Origin of the sequence: Paractinoplanes aksuensis (genome assembly GCF_024137025.1) — a bacterium.
GTDB lineage: Bacteria > Actinomycetota > Actinomycetes > Mycobacteriales > Micromonosporaceae > Actinoplanes > Actinoplanes aksuensis.
The window spans coordinates 83,820-100,327 of record NZ_JAMYJR010000033.1 but is presented as its reverse complement, the minus strand read 5'-3'; the positions used below and the strand labels follow the sequence as shown (position 1 = coordinate 100,327).

Sequence of the window (16,508 nt, the reverse complement as noted above, 5' to 3'; positions counted from 1 at the left end):
GTGTGCGGGTGGCGGCTGTTGTGCGGACAAATCGAGTACTAGACTTTTCACCGGCTCGTCCTTTCGATCCGCGTGACCGGGTGGGGGGACGGTTGGACAAGTGAGCACCTCCGGTGGCAGCCGGGGGTGCTCGTCCCGTTCCGGCCCGACTCTGGGCCTACGCTCAGTTTGCTTGGCAACACGCCGAGTTGGCAATTGCCAAAACTCAAGTTGACACACTAAGTTTTTCCAACGGCGCCGTTGCCATCAGACGCCTTGACAATGATCACGGCATGGTGGTAGGAGTTGACTGGTGACTAGGCGGAGCAGCCCGACGGTGCGCAACCGTGAGCTCGGTGCGCTCCTCCGGCGGTACCGCGAGGACAGAAACCTCACGGCTGTCCAGGTGGCTCGGGACGTCGGCCTGTCGCCGGCGGCGATCAGCCGGCTGGAAACGGCCGCGAGGTCGTCCCCGCGATCCGGCGCGCCCAACGTCCGCGCGCTCTGCAGCTATTACGGGCTGGACGATCGAACCACCGAGCGCCTGGTCCAGTTGGCCAAAGAGGGCTCCCAGCCGGGTTGGTGGCAGCGGTACGACCTCGAGTCCCCGACCGCGACCTACCTCGACCTGGAGACGGCCGCCGTCTCGATCGACAACTTCGAGATGGCGGTCGCGCCCGGGCTGCTGCAGACGCACGATTACGCGCGCGAGGTGATCGCGCCGCTCCGGCGGCATTTCACCGCGGATCAGCTGGCCGAAACGGTAGAGTCCAGGATTCAACGTCAGCGGATCCTGACGGGTGAGAATCCTCCACGATTTCACGCGATCATCGACGAGACAATCGTCCATCGGATCGTGGGTGGGTCGGCCGTGCTGCGCGAACAAATGCTTCACATCAGGCAACTGGCGACCGAGCTGCCGCATGTCTCCGTGCAGATCCTGCCGTTCTCGGCCGGCGTGAACCCGGGGCTGGACGGGCCATTCTCGGTGCTCGATTTCGCCGAGGATCTGCTGCCGCCCGTCATCTACACCGAGGGTCAGCTCGGCCAGATTTTCGAGGACGAACCGGCAGAAGTCACCCGCATTCGGCGCGCCTTCGACGCGCTGGCCGGCATCGCCCTCGACCCGGAAAGCTCACTGCGCATGATCGACGAACGAATCCGCGACCTATCCTAGAAACTCAGGGAAACGACACCATGAGCCTTGTTGATATCGACCGTGAAGCGCTTGCCTGGCGAATCGCCGAGCGGAGCGCCGGTGGCAATTGCGTGGAGATCGCCCGCGCCGAAGAATTCATTGCGGTAAGAAACTCCAAGCGCCCGGACGGCGCGATGGTCCTTTATACGCAGCCCGAGTTCGCCGCGTTCCTCGACGGAGCCAAGAAAGGCGAGTTCGACGACCTCCTGGACTGACCGGAGCCACTGAGCATCAAACGTCGATCAGCCGGTGCGACGGGCGGCAGCCGTACGGGCTGCCGCCCGTTCGTCATCCGATGCCGGCGTCAGAGGGCAGCCAGAGCCTCGGTGTAGCGGGCCCGGGCCCAAGCGTTGCGGTCAGGATCGGTGCGGCCCCGGTAGACGGCCTCGACGACCATGGTGGTGGTCAGATAGAGGTTGTAGAGGCGGCGGCGGGTGCGTTCGGGCTCGGTCAGCGGGGGCCGGCCGTAGCCGCGCAGGAAGGCTGTGGGGTTGCCGAAGGCTGGTAGTTGGGTGGCCACGAAGCCGGCCTCGATGAGGGGGTCGCCGTAGAAGGCGCGTTCGTGGTCGATCAGGCAGACGATGCGGCCGTCGCGGATCAGGACGTTGCTGGGCCACAGGTCCCACTCGACGAAGTGGGGGGTCGTGACCTCGTCGAGGTGGTGGGCATGGGTCTTGGCCCGGGCGCGGATGCCGGCGTAGTCGAGGTCGACCGCGCGGCGTTCGCCGTCGTGCAGGACGTCTTCGAGCAGGCCGAGGAAGCACTGCCGCCAGGTCGGGACGCCGGGGCCGCCGAGCGGGCCGAAGGCGGAACCGGTCAGCGCGTTCAGCGAGCGGGTCGCCGCCCCCACTTCCACGTCGAGTTGTTCCTGTTCGCAGGGGGACAGCGACGAGCGGATGACGCCGTAGTTGTCGGCGTCGACGTAGCGCATGACGAACCAGTCAGCGTAAACCAGATCGCGGGACGTGTCCGCGAAGTCGACCCGCGGCACCGGCACGCTTGTCTGAGCCAGGAGGGCCAGGGCGGCCAGCTCGGTGGCCATGGCCCGGCGCTCGTACGTCATCACCTCGACCCCGGCCGGTGGCGCGACCTTGAGGACCGCCTGGTAGCCGTCGCGCAGGCGGAGGCGGTAGGCCACGTTGAACCAGCCGTGGCCCAGTTCGTGCACCCATTCCGTCGTACCGGAGGGAACTTGATCCGGTCCGTAGGCTCGCGCCACCATCGCTCGCAGGGTCGCGAGCGACTGCCGGTTCTTGGTGATGCTCTCCATCTATATGGCCTCGCCTCCGCTCGGCGGCGTTGCGCCCCGGGAGGTCGGTGTCGAGGCCACCAAAAACGCCCTCGGCTTCGCCTAGCCGTTTTTGGCGCCCTCGACACCGACGGGCGCAACGCGAGTGAGCTCAGGATCCTACGTAGTCCGCCAGGTGCTCGCCGGTCAGGGTGTTGCGGGCGGCCACCAGGTCGGCCGGGGCGCCTTCGAAGACGGTGGTGCCGCCGTCGTGGCCGGCGCCGGGGCCCAGGTCGATGATCCAGTCGGCGTGGGCCATGACGGCCTGGTGGTGTTCGATGACGATCACCGACTTGCCCGATTCGACCAGGCGGTCGAGAAGGCCCAGCAGATTCTCCACATCGGCCAGGTGAAGGCCCGTGGTCGGCTCGTCGAGGATGTAGACGCCGCCCTTCTCGCCCATGCGGGTGGCCAGCTTGAGGCGCTGGCGCTCGCCGCCCGAGAGCGTGGTCAGCGGCTGGCCCAGCTTGAGGTAGCCGAGGCCGACGTCGGCCATCCGCGCCAGGACGGTGGCCGCGGCCGGCGTCTTGGCCTCGCCGTCCTGGAAGAACGGCAGAGCCTCCGACACCGGCATCTCGAGGACCTCGCTGATGTCCTTGCCACCGAATTTGTATTCGAGCACCGAGGCGTCGAACCGCTTGCCCTCGCACACCTCGCAGGTGGTGGCCATGCTCGCCATCACGCCGAGGTCCGTGTAGATGACGCCGGCGCCGTTGCAGTTCGGGCACGCGCCCTCGCTGTTGGCGCTGAACAGCGCCGGCTTGACGCCGTTGACCTTGGCGAACGCTTTGCGGATGGGTTCCAGCAGGCCCGTGTACGTGGCCGGGCTGCTCCGCCGCGAGCCGCGGATGGCCGCCTGGTCGACGGCGACGACTCCCTCGCGCGGCGCCACCGAGCCGTGGATCAGCGAGCTCTTGCCCGAGCCGGCCACGCCGGTGACCACGGTCAGCACCCCCAGCGGGATGTCGACGTCGACGTTGCGCAGGTTGTGGCTGTCGGCCCCGCGCACCTCGAGCGTGCCGGTGGGCTGGCGCACCTTCTCCTTGAGCGTGGCCCGGTATTCGAGGTGGCGGCCGGTGAGCGTGTCGCTGGCCCGCAGCCCCGCGAGGTCACCCTCGTAGACGACCTGGCCGCCGCCGCTGCCGGCGCCCGGGCCGAGGTCGATGACGTGGTCGGCGATCGCGATGGCCTCGGGCTTGTGCTCGACCACCAGCACGGTGTTGCCCTTGTCGCGCAGTTGGACGAGCAGGTTGTTCATCCGCTGGATGTCGTGCGGGTGCAGGCCGATCGTGGGTTCGTCGAACACGTACGTCACGTCGGTGAGCGCGGAGCCGAGGTGCCGGATCATCTTCGTACGCTGGGCCTCGCCACCCGACAGCGTGCCCGACGGCCGGTCGAGCGAGAGGTAGCCGAGCCCGATCCCGACGAACGAGTCGAGGGTCTCGCCGAGGGCGGTGAGCAGCGGCGCCACCGACGGCTCCTTGAGCTTGCGGACCCAGTCGGCGAGGTCGCTGATCTGCATCGCGCAGCAGTCGGCGATGCTGATCCCTTTGATCTTCGACGAGCGGGCCGGCTCGCTCAGCCGCGTGCCCTCGCACTCGGGACAGGTCTTGAAGATCGCCACCCGCTCGATGAACGCGCGCACGTGGGGCTGGACGGCGTCGATGTCCTTGGACAGGTAGGACTTCTGGATGTTGGGGATCAGACCCGTGTACGTGAGGTTGATGCCCTCGATCTTGACCTTGGTCGCCTCGCGGTAGAGGAGGTCGTCCATCTCTTTCTTGGTGTACTTCTTGATCGGCTTGTCGGGGTCGAAGTAGCCGACGCCGCGGAAGATGCGGCCGAACCAACCCTCCATGCTGTAGCCGGGGATCGTGATCGCGCCCTCGTTGAGCGACTTCTCCTCGTCGTACAGCTGGGAAAGGTCGATGTCGTTGACCGAGCCCCGGCCCTCGCAGCGCGGGCACATGCCGCCCAGCAGGCTGAACGTGCGCTTCTCTTTGACCTCGCGGCCGCCCTTCTGCAGGGTGACCGCGCCGGCCCCGCTGACCGAGGCGATGTTGAACGAGAAGGCCTGGGGCGATCCGATGTACGGCTTCCCGAGCCGGCTGAACAAAATGCGCAGCATGGCGTTGGCGTCGGTGGCCGTGCCGACCGTGGAGCGGACGTCACCGCCCATCCGCTCCTGGTCGACCAGGATGGCCGTGGTCAGCCCGTCGAGCACGTCGACGTCGGGCCGGGCCATCGACGGCATGAAGTTCTGCAGGAAGGCGCTGTAGGTCTCGTTGATCAGCCGCTGCGACTCGGCGGCGATCGTGCCGAAGACCAGCGAGCTCTTGCCCGAGCCGGAGACCCCGGTGAACACCGTCAGGCGGCGTTTCGGGATCTCGACACTGACGTCCTTGAGGTTGTTCACGCGTGCCCCGTGCACGCGGATCATGTCGTGGCTGTCGGCGTCGTGCATCCCCGGCTCCCTCGTTCGTCGGCTTCCCCCCGGGAACTCTAGGGGCCATTGCGGCCACTTTGCTTCTTCATTCCTGATCAGGGGATGAGCAAGTCTGCCAGGTCGAACGCCGCTCCGCGGGCCGGTAGCAACGGCTGCCAATCTGGATCCAGGCTCAGGTAGCCGGCCGGGTCGGCCCGCAGCAGCCCCAGCAGCACCTCGGCCACGATCCGGCCCCCGACCGGCCCGAGCCGGTCGCCGTCCTCGGCCTCCTTCAGGATGTAGAACCACAGCGGCGTGCCGTTCGGCCATTCCTCCTTCAGGGCGATGGGCTCGACTCCGAGCAGCCGGGCCACATCCTCGCCGCTGGGCAGCTGGGTCGTCTCGCCACGCAGCAGGTCACGGACGGCCAGCGAGCGGTAGGCGCCGGTGTCGACGTCCCCGGTGACCTGGTGGGGCAGGCCGATCAGGCTGGCCGCGAGCGTGCCGTCGAGGCGCTTGGCCCGTTGCGCGGGCGGGCGGCCGGGCACGTCGAACAGGCGGGCCAGGTCGATGCGCTGGTCCGGGGCGAGCGGGCCGAAGCCGACCAGGTCGGGGAAGAGCGGCACGGCCGGGCCCCCCTCGACCAGCTGGTACGTGTGGCGGATCTGGCCGTGCCCGTAGCGGAACGCGGCGTCGGCGAACTCGAGCGGGATGAACGCCTCGCCCTGCGCCGGGTGGAACCAGCGGCCGCCCTCGGTCAGCACCTGCTCGGTCAGCTCGGCGCCGACCAGCCGGGGCAGGAAGTCGTGCACGACGGTCCACTGGTAGTGCCAGGTGAGCGTGATACGCGCACGGTCGAAGTCGCCCAGCCGGTCGACCAGGCGGTTGTGCGCGTGCAGCAGCGCGATGTGCAGCGCCAGCGAGAACCGGTGCACGTCGTTGCGCGGATCGCCGATCAGCGCCACCCCCTGCGAGTTCCGGGGCACGTCGGCGCCGACCAGGAACTTCGCGGGGTCGTTGACGTCGAACAGGAACGGCGAGCCGACCGGGCCGTCCGAATAGATCATTTCCAGGTCGAGCTTCGGCGCCCGCGCGTTCTTGAGCGCTTCGGTGTGCGTGCCGCCCATCAGGGCCGACCGGTCGGCGGTGATGTCGTGCGCGATCAGCTGGCCGAAGAACGGCCACCCGGCGGCGCCGGTCGCGTCGTCGCCACCCGGCGCGAGGGCGTCGAGCACGGCCGCGGCGTCGCACACCCCGCCGTTGTCGCCCGCTCGCATCAGCAGCTGGGTGTCGGCGCCGAGCGGCTCCAGACCCGGGAACATGCGGCCGTAGCGGGCCGCCCCGGTCGGGCGGTCGACGGCACGGACCAGGCTGAGACAGTGGTTCACGGTCATGTCAGCTACGACCGGACGGCACCTCGGGTTGTGACCAGTCCTGCAAGGCGGCCAGTTGGTGGGCGGCCACCGACGGCGGGGTCAGGCGCAGCAGCACGTCGCGCAGGGGGCTGCGGCTCTGCAGCAGACGGCCCATCGTTCGGGCCTTGCGGGCGGTGGCCTGGGTGCGCGGGCGCCGCTTCCGGTCGTACGTAATAAGGGCTTCTGATCTTGGCAGTGTCGACAGCAGCCGGGTTAATGTGGCCGCGTCCTCGAGGGCCATGTTGGCGCCCTGGCCGAGGTCGGGCGTCATCGCGTGGGCGGCGTCGCCGAGCAGCACGGTCGTGCCCCGGACGAACGACGGCAACGGCCGCGCGAGGTCGTGGATGTCGGTGCGCACGACGGCCGCCGGGTCGGTCGCGTCCAGCACCTCGGCGATCGGCGCGTGCCACCCGGCGAAGCGGCGGCGCACCTCGGCGAACTCGTCGGGAAAGGTGCTGCCGGCCGGCATCGAGACGACACCGAACCAGTAGACGCGCCCGTCGGGCAGCGGGGCCAGGCCGAACCGCTCACCCCGCCCGAGCGATTCCCCGGCCCCGCCCAGCAGGTCGACCGGCCGCTCGGTGACGCCGCGCCAGCTCGTACAGCCGCTGTAGCGCACCGCCGTCCCCCGGGTGGGTGACCGCAGCCCGTCCGCCGCGACCACCACGTCGAAGCCGGTCGGCAGATCAACAACTTCCGTTCCGTACGTGATGGAGCCCGGCTCGAGTGCGTCCGTGAGCACGCGATGGAGGTCGGCCCGGTGCACGACGCGCAGCTCGCGGGTCGCGCTCGCGGGCATCGTGGCCAGCCACCGGCCGTCGCGGCGGCGCTGCCCGTTGATCAGCGGCTGCTGTTCCCCGGCGATGGCGCGTACGGCATCGCCGATTTCCAAGGCGTCGAGCGCGCGGAACCCGTTGGCGAACAGCGAGAGCCCGGCGCCGACCTGCGAGTTCGGCCCCGAACGCTCGAAGACGGCGACGTCCCAGCCGTGCCGCTGCAGCCCGATGGCGGTGGCGAGGCCGCCGATGCCGGCCCCGATGATCGCGACTCTACCCATGTAGAGGACTCTACGCATGTAGAGTGACCGTGTGAAGGTGTCACCGAACACAGATCGCCGCGAGGCCATCGCCGACGCGGCCATCACGCTCGTCGCCGCGGAAGGATTACGGTCGCTGACCCACCGGGCGATCGACCGCGCCCTGGAGTTGCCGGCCGGGTCGACGTCGTACTACGCCCGCACCCGCCGCCAGCTGATCGAACTGATGGTCCACCGCCTGGCCAACCGCACCCAGGCCGACATGGCCGCCGGCCCCGCCTCGCTGCTCGACCGGCTGGCCGTGCGGGCCGCCGACCACCGGGTGCGCTACGCCCTGATGGTCGACCTGGCCGGCGACCCCGACCTGCATCCGCTGCTGACCACCGCCTCACCGGTCCGGGCCCAGTTCCTGGCCACGGCCGAGGCCGCCCTGACCCAGGCCGGGGTGGCCGACCCCGGGCGGCACGCCCCCGGCCTGATCGCCCTGGTCGACGGCCTGCTGTTCGACCGGGTGGCCGGATCCCGGGTCGACAACGCGGACGAGGTGATTGAGGCCTACCTGCGGGGTATCCGCTAGCCCATGGCCGCGAAGAAACCGCTGGACGCCGACGAGCGCAACGCGCTGCCCGACAGCACGTTCGCGTTCCCCCGCGTCCGCAAGGAGCCCCTCAACGACGCCCGCCACGTGCGGAACGCGATCGCCCGCTTCGACCAGGTCCGCGACGTGACCGACAAGGAGCGGGACGAAGCCTTCAAGCGCCTCAAGAAGGCCGCCACCAAGTTCGGCATCGACATGACCGAAACCAGCTGGCGCGAACTGGGCAAGCCGTCGAAGGCCCGCCGCTCCTCCGACAAGCCGCGGACCCAGGCCCCCAAGAAGGAGCTGTACGCCGAGGCCCGGCGCAAGAAGATCCCGGGCCGCTCCACGATGACGAAAAAGCAGCTCATCGCGGCCTTGCGCAAGTAGTTCGCGGTGTCACTTCAGCAGTTCGAGGTGGGCCGCCAGACGCCGTTTGGAGGGCTGCTCCCACTTTCGCGCCGGACGACGAATCGGCGTGCCACGAAGATCGGCGTAGGAACTCTGTTCGTTGGTCGGATAGATCCAACGAGCTGGTCAGGCGGGCGACGAAGGCCCGATCAGCGTTCAAGCGGGCGGTGGCGCGGTCAGCGGGCGAGGCAGGCGACGGCGAGCTCAGGGCCGGGTGGGCGGCGGCGGGCTCAGCGGGCGAGGCAGGCGACGGCGAAGAGCGCGGCCAACACTCCGTACAAATGAATGGTGTGCAGCCGTTCCCGCAACAGGGACCGATTGAGCACAAGCGTGACCGCCGGATAGAGCGAGGCGATCACCGCCGCCGGGGCCAGGGCTGCCGACGCCGCCACGATGAATGCTCCGTCCGCGAGGGCGTCGGTGGCTCCGACCAGAACGACCGACACGGCAACCCCGAGCCCGAGGCGTTTCGCCCCGACCCGCAACCCGGCCTGGGGACGAAAGCCGACCTGTGGACAAGCCGCTTCGTACCCCAAATTTCGACTAGCTTCGCCCACGTCCCTGGGTGGGCGGGGGAGGCGGTGGCTTACGGCGATCTTGAAAATAGCGATCTTGGCGGCGGCGATCTTTGCCGACGCGATCTTCAGAACGACAGCCACCTGCCGCTGCCGCAGGGCAATCAGGACGAGCAGCGCCAGACTGCCCCCGGTGATCCGGGCCAGCGCGGTCGCCCAGATCTCATCGACCACCCCGGCCTCGTGGAGCAGCACGAAATAGACGCCCAGCCCCACTGCCGCCCCCAGCGAGCACCACCGCGCCGACCGAAACGCCCGCGCCGACCCTGCCGACGCCACCGGCCAACTGGACATCGTCATCCCGAACAGCCCGACCACGACACCGAGCCCGGCCACCACCCCGAGCCGTTCGCCGTGCAGCAGTCCCCACCCGACGGGTACCAGGGCCGCCCCGGCGGCAACCGGCGCCACCACGACGAGCGACCCGTCCCGCATGGCCCGATAGAGCAGCCCCATCGCCGGCAGGCCGACGAGCCCGGCCGCCACGCCCAGCCACAAGCGCGGATCCGCCGGCAGCGCGACACCGCGGACGGCGACGACGGCCAGGGCCAGCCCCATGGCGGCCAGCTTCGAGCCGATCAGGACGGTCAGGACCGGTAGGCGGCGGGCGAGCAGCCCGGCCAGAAAGTCGGAGATCCCCCAGGCCACGGCGGCCAGCGCCGCGACCGCCAGCATCCACGTCACGAGGGGGAGGGGTTCCGGTCGCCGAGGCTGGATACACAACTGCGCATGCGGCGATCGTGCCGAGCGGGGCGCCACCGGTCAGTCGCCCGGAAGAGCGGCGGTCGGCCGCCCGGCCTAACCCGTCGGAGACAACGGAGCGGCCCGCCCCGAGCCGGGGCGGGCCGCTGTCGTACTCAATCGGTCAGGGAAGGACCCAGCGCTGGTTGGCGCCGGCGAAGCAGTCCCAGATGTGCAGGCGGGTGCCGTTGGCCGACGAGTTGTTCGAGGCGTCCAGACACTTGTTGCTGCCGGTGTTGATCAGGGTGCCGTTGGACTGGGCCGTCCACTTCTGCGCGTTCGTGCCGTTGCAGTCGTAGATCTGGACGAGCGATCCGTTGGCGGTGCCGGCCGCGTTCACGTCCAGGCATTTGCCCAGGCCGCGGATCGTGCCGTCGGTGGCCACGGTCCAGTTCTGGGCGTTGGTGCCGTTGCAGTCGTACAGCTGGACGGCCGTGCCGTTGGCGCTGCTGGCGGCAGCGATGTCGACACACTTGCCGGCGAGGCCAGTGATCCGCCCGGTGCGTCCGGTCGGCGGCGGGGTGGTCGGGCCGCCGCCGCCCATGACGGTGTCGTAGATGGCGCTGACCAGCGAGTTGGCGCCGGTCGCGTCCTGCGAGAGCTCCCAGTTCATGATGCCGCCGGCGTTGGCCATCGCCCACTGGGTCTTGCGCTTGACGGTCGGGATGCCGTTGTAGCACTCGCCCGACGGCGTGCAGTCGCGGTTGGCGTTGGCCGGATCCTGGGCCACCAGCTGCGCGTACGTCAGGTAGCCGGGCCGGCTGTAGAACGGCACCCCGAGCACCGTTTTGGCCTTGGGCAGGCCGCGGTTCTTCCAGAAGTTGGCGGCGTTGATCGACCAGTCGTAGTTGGCGTGGGGCGACCCGCCGTCGTACGCCATGATGTTGAGCCAGTCGACGTAGCCGAACACGGCCGGCTGGACGCCGTTGGCGGTGCCGCCCTCGCTGACGACCGCGGCCGTGAGCAGCTTGCCCTCGTTGTGCAGGGCCGTGCTGAGCTGCTGCATGAGCGCCGTGTAGTTGTTGCCGGAGGCGCCGGGGTCCGGGTACTCCCAGTCCATGTCGACGCCGTCGAGCCCGTACTGCCGGACGGTGTTCATGACGTTGTTGACGAACGCCGTGCGGGTGCCGGAGTTGGCGGCGAGCGACTCGAAGGCGGAGTCGTTGCCGTCGTTCCAGCCGCCGATGGCCAGCGAGACCTTGACGTTGTTCTGGTGACCGAGGGTGACGAGCTGCTGGAGCTTCGACGTGTTCTCGATCGGTTGCAGGGTGCCGTTCGCGTTGGGCAGTGCGAACGAGTAGTTGATGTGGGTCAGCTTCGAGTACTGGATGCTGGTGACGCTGCCGGCCCACGACGGCATGTAGCCGACGCTCTTGAACCCGTTGGGCAGCACGGCCGCTTGGGATGGGCCCTGGACGGCCAGCGCCGTGAGGGTGCCGACGGCGGCGACGGTGAACGCGGTGGCCGCGGCGGCCCACCGGCTTCTTCTGATTGCCATGGGGATGGTGACCCTTCGTGTCCGGCCGCGAGGGGAACGCGCCGTGGGGATGACTCGGGTCACTAACTTTTAGCAAGACTTACTAATAGTCGTCAATATATCTAGTGGCCTCGAAATATTGGTGAGCGTCGCTCCATGAACGCGCGCTGCCCCTCGCGCTCGTCCTCGGACCCGGTCGTGGCGGCGATCAGCTCGTGGGCCCGTTCGATCATCGACGGGTACGCGGCGGCCTTGATCGCCGCCTTGGCCGCGCGCACCGCGAGCGGGGCGTTGGCCGCGATCGCGCGGGCCGTGGCCAGCGCGTCGGCCTCGAGGTCGCCGGCCGGCACCAGGCGGTTGACCAGGCCCGCGCCGAGGGCCTCGGTGTCCGCGTAGGCCCGGGCCGTGAACAACATCTCGCCCGCGTGGGCCGGCCCGACGACGTGCACGAGGGTCTGGGCCAGCGCGAACGGGTAGCCGATGCCGAGCCGGGCCGCGGGGATGCCGAACGTGCTGCCCTCGGCCGCGATCCGCAGGTCGGCGCTGAGCGCGAGCGCCATGCCGGCCCCGAAACAGTGCCCGCGGATCATCGCGATCAGCGGCGTGGTCAGCCCGCTCAGCGTCTCGAACAGCCCGGTCAGCGTCCGCTCCCACGTCTCCCGGGCCGCGGTCGAGTCGTGGTGGGCCGCGAACTCGGAGATGTCCGCCCCCGCCGTGAACGTCTCGCCCGCCCCGCGCAGCACGACAACCCGAACCTCAAGATCAAGATCGAGTTCCCGTACGGCGTTCTCGAGCGCGGCGAGCATGGCGGTGGACAGCGCGTTACGGCGAGCCGGGTTACTCATGGTGACCCAGCCGACGCCGTCGCGAACCTCGGTGACGATCTCTGGCACCCGCGTCACGCTACTCGGGCTCGATCAGGCCGCTCGTGTACGCGTACGCGATGGCCCGCGCCCGATCCCGCAGCCCGAGCTTGTCCAGGGCCCGCCCGAGATGGGTCTTGACCGTCGTCTCGCCCAGGTGCAGCGCGGCCGCGACCTCCGGGTTGGACAGCCCCCGCCCGACCAGCGCCAGCACCTCGGCCTCACGCGGAGTGAGCAGATCGAGGGCCGGGTCGCGCGGCCGGGCCTGCGGCGTGCCCGCGTACCGGTGAATGACCCGCGGAACGACCGCCGGATCGAGCAGCCCGCGCCCCGCCGCCACCTCGCGCAGGGCGTCCAGCAGCTGCTCGGGCGGCGACACCTTGAGCAGAAGACCGGCCACACCCGCCCGCAACGCCCCGTCGACCAGCACTTCCTCGTCGAACGTGGTCAACACCAGCACGCGTACGCCGGGATGCCGTTCCCCGATCAGCCGCGCCGCCCCGATCCCGTCGAGCCCCGGCATCCGCGCGTCCATCAGCACCACGTCGGGCCGCACCCGCTCCACGAGCCGCACAACCTCATTACCGTCCGCGGCTTCCCCGACCACTTCCATGTCCGGCTCGTCGGACAGCAGCATCCGCAGCCCCGCCCGCATGATCGCCTCATCATCAGCCAGCACGATCCGGATGACCCGCCCGCTCACCGAACCACCTCGCTCAGCGGGAAGGTCGCGCTCACCCGGTAGCCGCCCTCGGCGCGCGTCCCGGTCCGCAGCTGCCCGCCGAAAAGCCCGACCCGCTCTCGCATCCCGACGAGCCCGTGCCCGCTGCCCTCGCCGGACGCGCCCCGCCCGTCATCCGTCACAGTCAAGGTCACTTCCCCCGGCCCGTACGACACCTCGACCGTGGCCCGGCTCGCCCCGGCGTGCCGCAGAACGTTAGTCAAAGCCTCCTGCGTCACCCGGTAAGCCGACATGTCCAACGCCGTGGGCAGCTCTTCCGGCTCTCCGGTGACAAGCAGCTCGACCTCGAGCCCCGCCGCCCGCACGTGCGCGAGCAGGTCGTCCAGGCGCCGCAGCGAGGGCGCCGGCCCGAGCCCATCGGCATCGTCCGGCCGCAACAATCCCACCACCCGCCGGATCTCTTGCACGCTGCGCCGCCCGAGCTCCTCGACCTGAGCCAGCGCATCCCGCTCGACCGGCCGATCACTCAACCGCCGCCGAAGCACCCCCGCCTGCATGGTCATCACACTGACCGTATGCGCGACAGCATCGTGCAACTCGCGCGATATCCGCGCCCGCTCCTCATCCACCGCGGCCCGCGCCCGCGCTTCCCGCTCGGCCGCGAGTTCGGCCGCCAGCTGCGCCAGCTGCGCCGACCGGAACTTCTCCCGCCGCAGCAGAGCCCCCACGCTCCACCCGAACGTCTCGAGCACCGCGAAGAACACGAACTCCCAAGACGTCTCCCCGGTGAGGAACAACGCGGTCGACGGAATCAGAAAGGCGGCACCCGCAGCCGGAACAGTCCGCCGAGCCGGTTGCCGAAACGCAGCGTGCGCCACCAACACCAGCTGCGCGATGAGCTGCGACCCGCCAACCCCCGGAAGATCCAGAATCACGATGTACGGCACGACAAGCACCGAAACCACCATGGCGCTGATCGGGAACCAGGCTGCCAGCGGAAAACAGAGGAACAGCACCACCGAAGCGCTGACCTCGCCCCACCCCGCCCCGGCCGGAACCTTGCTCCCCGTCATCTCAGCCACGGCCACCACAGCCCAAACGGCGCCCGCGACGAGCCCGACCACCAGCCACTGCCGCCGACTCTGCGGTACCCGCACGTGCGCTCCTTTCCGGCCAGCCTCTACGCGCCCGACGTTAGTGATCGTGCCGTCCCGCCGGATCCTCTCCGGAGACGACGCCCGGTCATCCCGGGGGAGGACCCCGCCCGTGATCCGGCGCCCACCGGTCGCACAACGATCGGCCGCCCACGATGATCCGGAGCCCCCGGTCCGCTTCATAGCGTCTGAACCATGACGAACAACCTCTTCCGCCGCCTGGCCGGCGCCGCCCTCGTGACCACCCCCGCCCTGCTGCTCGGCGCGATGGTGACCTCCCCGCCGCAGGACGACGACTCACCCCGGGCCTACATCGACTCGCTGGCCCGGGACTGGGACCTGTCGATCCTGTCGGCCAACCTCTTCCACTACTACTGGTTGGCGATCGCGCTGGGCATCCCGGCCGCCCTGACCCTGCTCCGCGGCCCCCGCGGTCAGGTCCTGGCCACCATCGGCGCGGTGGCGACGGTCATCGGAGCGATCCAGATGTCCGGCGTCCTCTTCGCCGACTGGATGAACGCCGCCCTGCCCACCGTCGTCACCATGGACCAGGCCGTGACCATCTTCGACAAGGTCAACGGCGACCCCTCGATGGTCGTCTGGCTGCGCTCCGGTGTTGTCCTGGGCCTGCTCATGCCGGCCGTGCTCATGGCCGGTCTGGCCCGCAACGGCATCATCGGCTGGTGGGCCACCCCCGTCGCGCTCCTCCCGATGATCGGCGGCCCGATGATCGGCGGCATGGTCTCCCCACTGGCCGGAAGCGTGGCCGGCGCCCTCTGCTGCGCCCCGCTGTTCCTGATCGGCCTGCGCCTGCTGCGCCGAACGGCGGCCGACGTGACCGCCGCCGAGCCCACCCTGGCCAACGCCCACTGATCGTGGCCGTGGTGTTCCACCGCAATGCACCGGAACACCACGGCCGCGCACGACGTCCAGCCCTCAACAGCAGCCGACGCGCACTGGGGCGTCGGCCAAGCTCTCTCTATGACTCCACAGCGCTTCTCTATGACCCCACAGCGGATGGCAATCGAAGCCGCAGCCGGATTCGAACCGGCGTAGACCGCTTTGCAGGCGGGCCCCTGACCACTCGGGCATGCGACTGTGGTGCGCGTCCCTGGTGCCGACCCAGGTCTGCCACAAGGCGACGGTTTTACGGACCGCTGGACGTGCCGCCGTCCACGACGCGCACTGGGGTGGCTGGCCGGTCTCGAACCGGCGACCTCCGGGGCCACGTCCCGGCGCTCTACCGCTGAGCTACAGCCACAGTGTCCGTACCAGGATTCGAACCTGGGACCTTCCCCGTGTGAGGGGGACGCTCTCCCGCTGAGCCATACGGACCGGCCTTTCCTTGCGTGCTCCGGGCTGGGATCGAACCAGCGACTTCCGCCTTGTCGAGGCGGCGCTCTCCCGCTGAGCTACCGGAACGGGAGCAGGGGCGGGATTCGAACCCGCGGTTTCCGGCTTATGAGACCGGCGAGGACGACCGAACTCCTCCACCCTGCAGTGCGCCGCCGGGGAATCGAACCCCGAACCCACGGATTAAGAGTCCGTTGCTCTACCAGTTGAGCTAGCGGCGCTTGATGTGTTGGAAATGCGTGACGTGCTGGAACAAGCGGAGACGGGGCGAGTCGAACGCCCACGGGGTGTGACCCCCCAACCGCTTTCGAGGCGGCGGCCGGCGCCCATCGGCTGGCGTCTCCGGGATTTCCGGTGGATCGTGTCGCCGGGTGGGTTCGAACCACCGGCCTCCGCCTTATCAGGGCGGCGCTCCGACCTGCTGAGCTACGGCGACTGGGCCAGGATGCTCGGATGAGCCTTGATCTCGATGCGGCGATCTCATTCGTGACGACCCATGCCCGCGTCCTCGAGCGACGCCGGTTGCGCCACCTGCTGGGGGAGGGTTCGGCCGACGAGGTGCTGCCGGCACTCGACGCCCATCGCAACCCCGACGGCGGGTACGGGTGGGCGCTGGAACCGGACCTGCGCTCGGTGACCAGCCAACCAGTGGCGGCGATGCACGCCCTCGAAGTTCTGGCCGAGGTCCGTGACACCAGCCGCCGGTCGATCGAGCTGTGCGACTGGCTGGCCACGCATTCGCGGCCCGACGGCGGCATCCCGTTCGCGCTGCCCTTCGTGGACGCCGACGGCAGCGCGCCGCACTGGATCACCGCCGACGTGGACACGTCGTCGCTCCAGATGGCCACCCAGTTGGCCGCGCAGGCGCACCGGCTGGCCCGGCACCGCGAGGACGTCGCCGACCACCCGTGGCTGCAGGCGTCGACCGACTACTGCCTGGACCGGATCGAGCAGACGACCGGGACGCCGTCCGCGCACGAGGTCATGTTCGCTATGCACTTCCTGGACGCGGTGGCGCCCACCTCGGCCCGGGCCCGCTCGCTTCTCGACGGGTTCGTTTCCCACGTACGCACGGACGGCCCGACCCCGGTGGCCGGCGGCATCGAGGGTGAAGTGCTTCATCCGCTCGACTTCACCCCGCATGCCGACGCGCCCTCGAGGCAGATGTTCGATCGGGACGCCGTCCAGACCGACCTGACCCGCCTGGCCGGCCAGCAGAAGCCGGACGGCGGGTGGGACATCACGTTCACGGCGTTCAGCCCGGCCGCGGCCCTGGAATGGCGGGGTTACGCCACCGTGCAGGCCGTGATCGTGCTGCGGGGCACCCCGTGACG

General features: G+C 69.6%; 15 protein-coding genes and 8 tRNA genes. 6 read left to right on the top strand and 17 right to left on the bottom strand.

Translation table 11 applies throughout. The features are described 5' to 3' along the window. The first annotated feature begins 316 nt into the window (after window positions 1-316). Both M1L60_RS30635 and M1L60_RS30630 read left to right on the top strand, forming a co-directional pair. Window positions 317-1,156: a helix-turn-helix domain-containing protein gene (locus tag M1L60_RS30635; RefSeq protein WP_253241013.1), complete on the top strand. Its 840-nt coding sequence runs from the start codon at window positions 317-319 to the stop codon at window positions 1,154-1,156. A gap of 20 nt (window positions 1,157-1,176) precedes the next feature. Further along, entirely contained in the window at window positions 1,177-1,392 is a 216-nt protein-coding gene (locus tag M1L60_RS30630; protein WP_253241012.1) for a DUF397 domain-containing protein, read from the top strand. An 89-nt stretch (window positions 1,393-1,481) separates the two neighbouring features. On the opposite strand, the gene M1L60_RS30625 is transcribed toward M1L60_RS30630, so the two are convergent. From M1L60_RS30625 to M1L60_RS30610, 4 genes are all read right to left on the bottom strand, one after another. Next, window positions 1,482-2,447, bottom strand: coding sequence for a phosphotransferase family protein (locus tag M1L60_RS30625; protein WP_253241011.1), 966 nt, complete (start codon window positions 2,445-2,447; stop codon window positions 1,482-1,484). A 130-nt stretch (window positions 2,448-2,577) separates the two neighbouring features. Continuing rightward, window positions 2,578-4,929, bottom strand: coding sequence for an ATP-binding cassette domain-containing protein (locus tag M1L60_RS30620; protein ID WP_253241010.1), 2,352 nt, complete (start codon window positions 4,927-4,929; stop codon window positions 2,578-2,580). 77 nt (window positions 4,930-5,006) lie between these two features. Next, window positions 5,007-6,284, bottom strand: coding sequence for a peroxidase family protein (locus M1L60_RS30615; protein WP_253241009.1), 1,278 nt, complete (start codon window positions 6,282-6,284; stop codon window positions 5,007-5,009). 1 nt (window position 6,285) lies between these two features. Then, entirely contained in the window at window positions 6,286-7,362 is a 1,077-nt protein-coding gene (locus M1L60_RS30610; RefSeq protein ID WP_253241008.1) for an FAD-dependent oxidoreductase, read from the bottom strand. Between the two features lie 31 nt (window positions 7,363-7,393). On the opposite strand from M1L60_RS30610, the gene M1L60_RS30605 reads away from it, so the two are divergent. Together M1L60_RS30605 and M1L60_RS30600 are read left to right on the top strand one after the other, a co-directional pair. Then, a complete protein-coding gene (locus tag M1L60_RS30605) occupies window positions 7,394-7,918 on the top strand; it encodes a TetR/AcrR family transcriptional regulator (RefSeq protein WP_253241007.1) in 525 nt (174 codons plus the stop codon). Window positions 7,919-7,921: 3 nt separating this feature from the next. Continuing rightward, window positions 7,922-8,308, top strand: coding sequence for a DUF6582 domain-containing protein (locus M1L60_RS30600; RefSeq protein ID WP_253241006.1), 387 nt, complete (start codon window positions 7,922-7,924; stop codon window positions 8,306-8,308). Between the two features lie 251 nt (window positions 8,309-8,559). Here the strand turns inward: M1L60_RS30600 and M1L60_RS30595 are convergent, their stop codons facing one another. The 5 genes from M1L60_RS30595 to M1L60_RS30575 all read right to left on the bottom strand — a co-directional run bounded on the left by M1L60_RS30595 (window position 8,560) and on the right by M1L60_RS30575 (window position 13,824). Further along, window positions 8,560-9,579 carry a hypothetical protein gene (locus tag M1L60_RS30595; protein WP_438862171.1) on the bottom strand — a complete coding sequence of 340 codons (1,020 nt, stop codon included), beginning with the start codon at window positions 9,577-9,579 and terminating at the stop codon, window positions 8,560-8,562. 190 nt (window positions 9,580-9,769) lie between these two features. Further along, entirely contained in the window at window positions 9,770-11,143 is a 1,374-nt protein-coding gene (locus tag M1L60_RS30590) for a glycosyl hydrolase family 18 protein (protein WP_253241004.1), read from the bottom strand. Window positions 11,144-11,244: 101 nt separating this feature from the next. Beyond that, window positions 11,245-12,015: an enoyl-CoA hydratase-related protein gene (locus M1L60_RS30585; protein ID WP_253241003.1), complete on the bottom strand. Its 771-nt coding sequence runs from the start codon at window positions 12,013-12,015 to the stop codon at window positions 11,245-11,247. Window positions 12,016-12,025: 10 nt separating this feature from the next. Next, window positions 12,026-12,688, bottom strand: a complete 663-nt coding sequence (locus M1L60_RS30580; RefSeq protein ID WP_253241002.1) for a response regulator — start codon at window positions 12,686-12,688, stop codon at window positions 12,026-12,028. After that, a complete protein-coding gene (locus M1L60_RS30575; protein ID WP_253241001.1) occupies window positions 12,685-13,824 on the bottom strand; it encodes a sensor histidine kinase in 1,140 nt (379 codons plus the stop codon). The genes M1L60_RS30580 and M1L60_RS30575 overlap by 4 nt, the downstream gene beginning before the upstream one ends. Window positions 13,825-14,016: 192 nt before the next feature. Here M1L60_RS30575 and M1L60_RS30570 point away from each other — a divergent pair, with 192 nt between their 5' ends. Continuing rightward, window positions 14,017-14,694 carry a hypothetical protein gene (locus M1L60_RS30570; RefSeq protein ID WP_253241000.1) on the top strand — a complete coding sequence of 226 codons (678 nt, stop codon included), beginning with the start codon at window positions 14,017-14,019 and terminating at the stop codon, window positions 14,692-14,694. 154 nt (window positions 14,695-14,848) lie between these two features. On the opposite strand, the gene M1L60_RS30565 is transcribed toward M1L60_RS30570, so the two are convergent. The 8 genes from M1L60_RS30565 to M1L60_RS30530 form a co-directional block, all read right to left on the bottom strand. Next, window positions 14,849-14,919: transfer RNA gene (locus tag M1L60_RS30565), tRNA-Cys, on the bottom strand. Between the two features lie 88 nt (window positions 14,920-15,007). Then, window positions 15,008-15,082 (bottom strand) — tRNA-His (locus tag M1L60_RS30560). A 2-nt stretch (window positions 15,083-15,084) separates the two neighbouring features. Continuing rightward, window positions 15,085-15,156: transfer RNA gene (locus M1L60_RS30555), tRNA-Val, on the bottom strand. Between the two features lie 15 nt (window positions 15,157-15,171). Continuing rightward, window positions 15,172-15,243, bottom strand: a tRNA-Val gene (locus M1L60_RS30550). A gap of 2 nt (window positions 15,244-15,245) precedes the next feature. After that, window positions 15,246-15,321 (bottom strand) — tRNA-Met (locus M1L60_RS30545). Between the two features lies 1 nt (window position 15,322). Next, window positions 15,323-15,395: transfer RNA gene (locus M1L60_RS30540), tRNA-Lys, on the bottom strand. Between the two features lie 36 nt (window positions 15,396-15,431). Further along, a tRNA-Ser gene (locus M1L60_RS30535) sits at window positions 15,432-15,518 on the bottom strand. An 18-nt stretch (window positions 15,519-15,536) separates the two neighbouring features. Next, a tRNA-Ile gene (locus tag M1L60_RS30530) sits at window positions 15,537-15,610 on the bottom strand. Between the two features lie 17 nt (window positions 15,611-15,627). Here M1L60_RS30530 and M1L60_RS30525 point away from each other — a divergent pair. Continuing rightward, entirely contained in the window at window positions 15,628-16,506 is an 879-nt protein-coding gene (locus M1L60_RS30525) for a prenyltransferase/squalene oxidase repeat-containing protein (protein WP_253240999.1), read from the top strand. The last annotated feature ends 2 nt before the right edge of the window (window positions 16,507-16,508 follow it).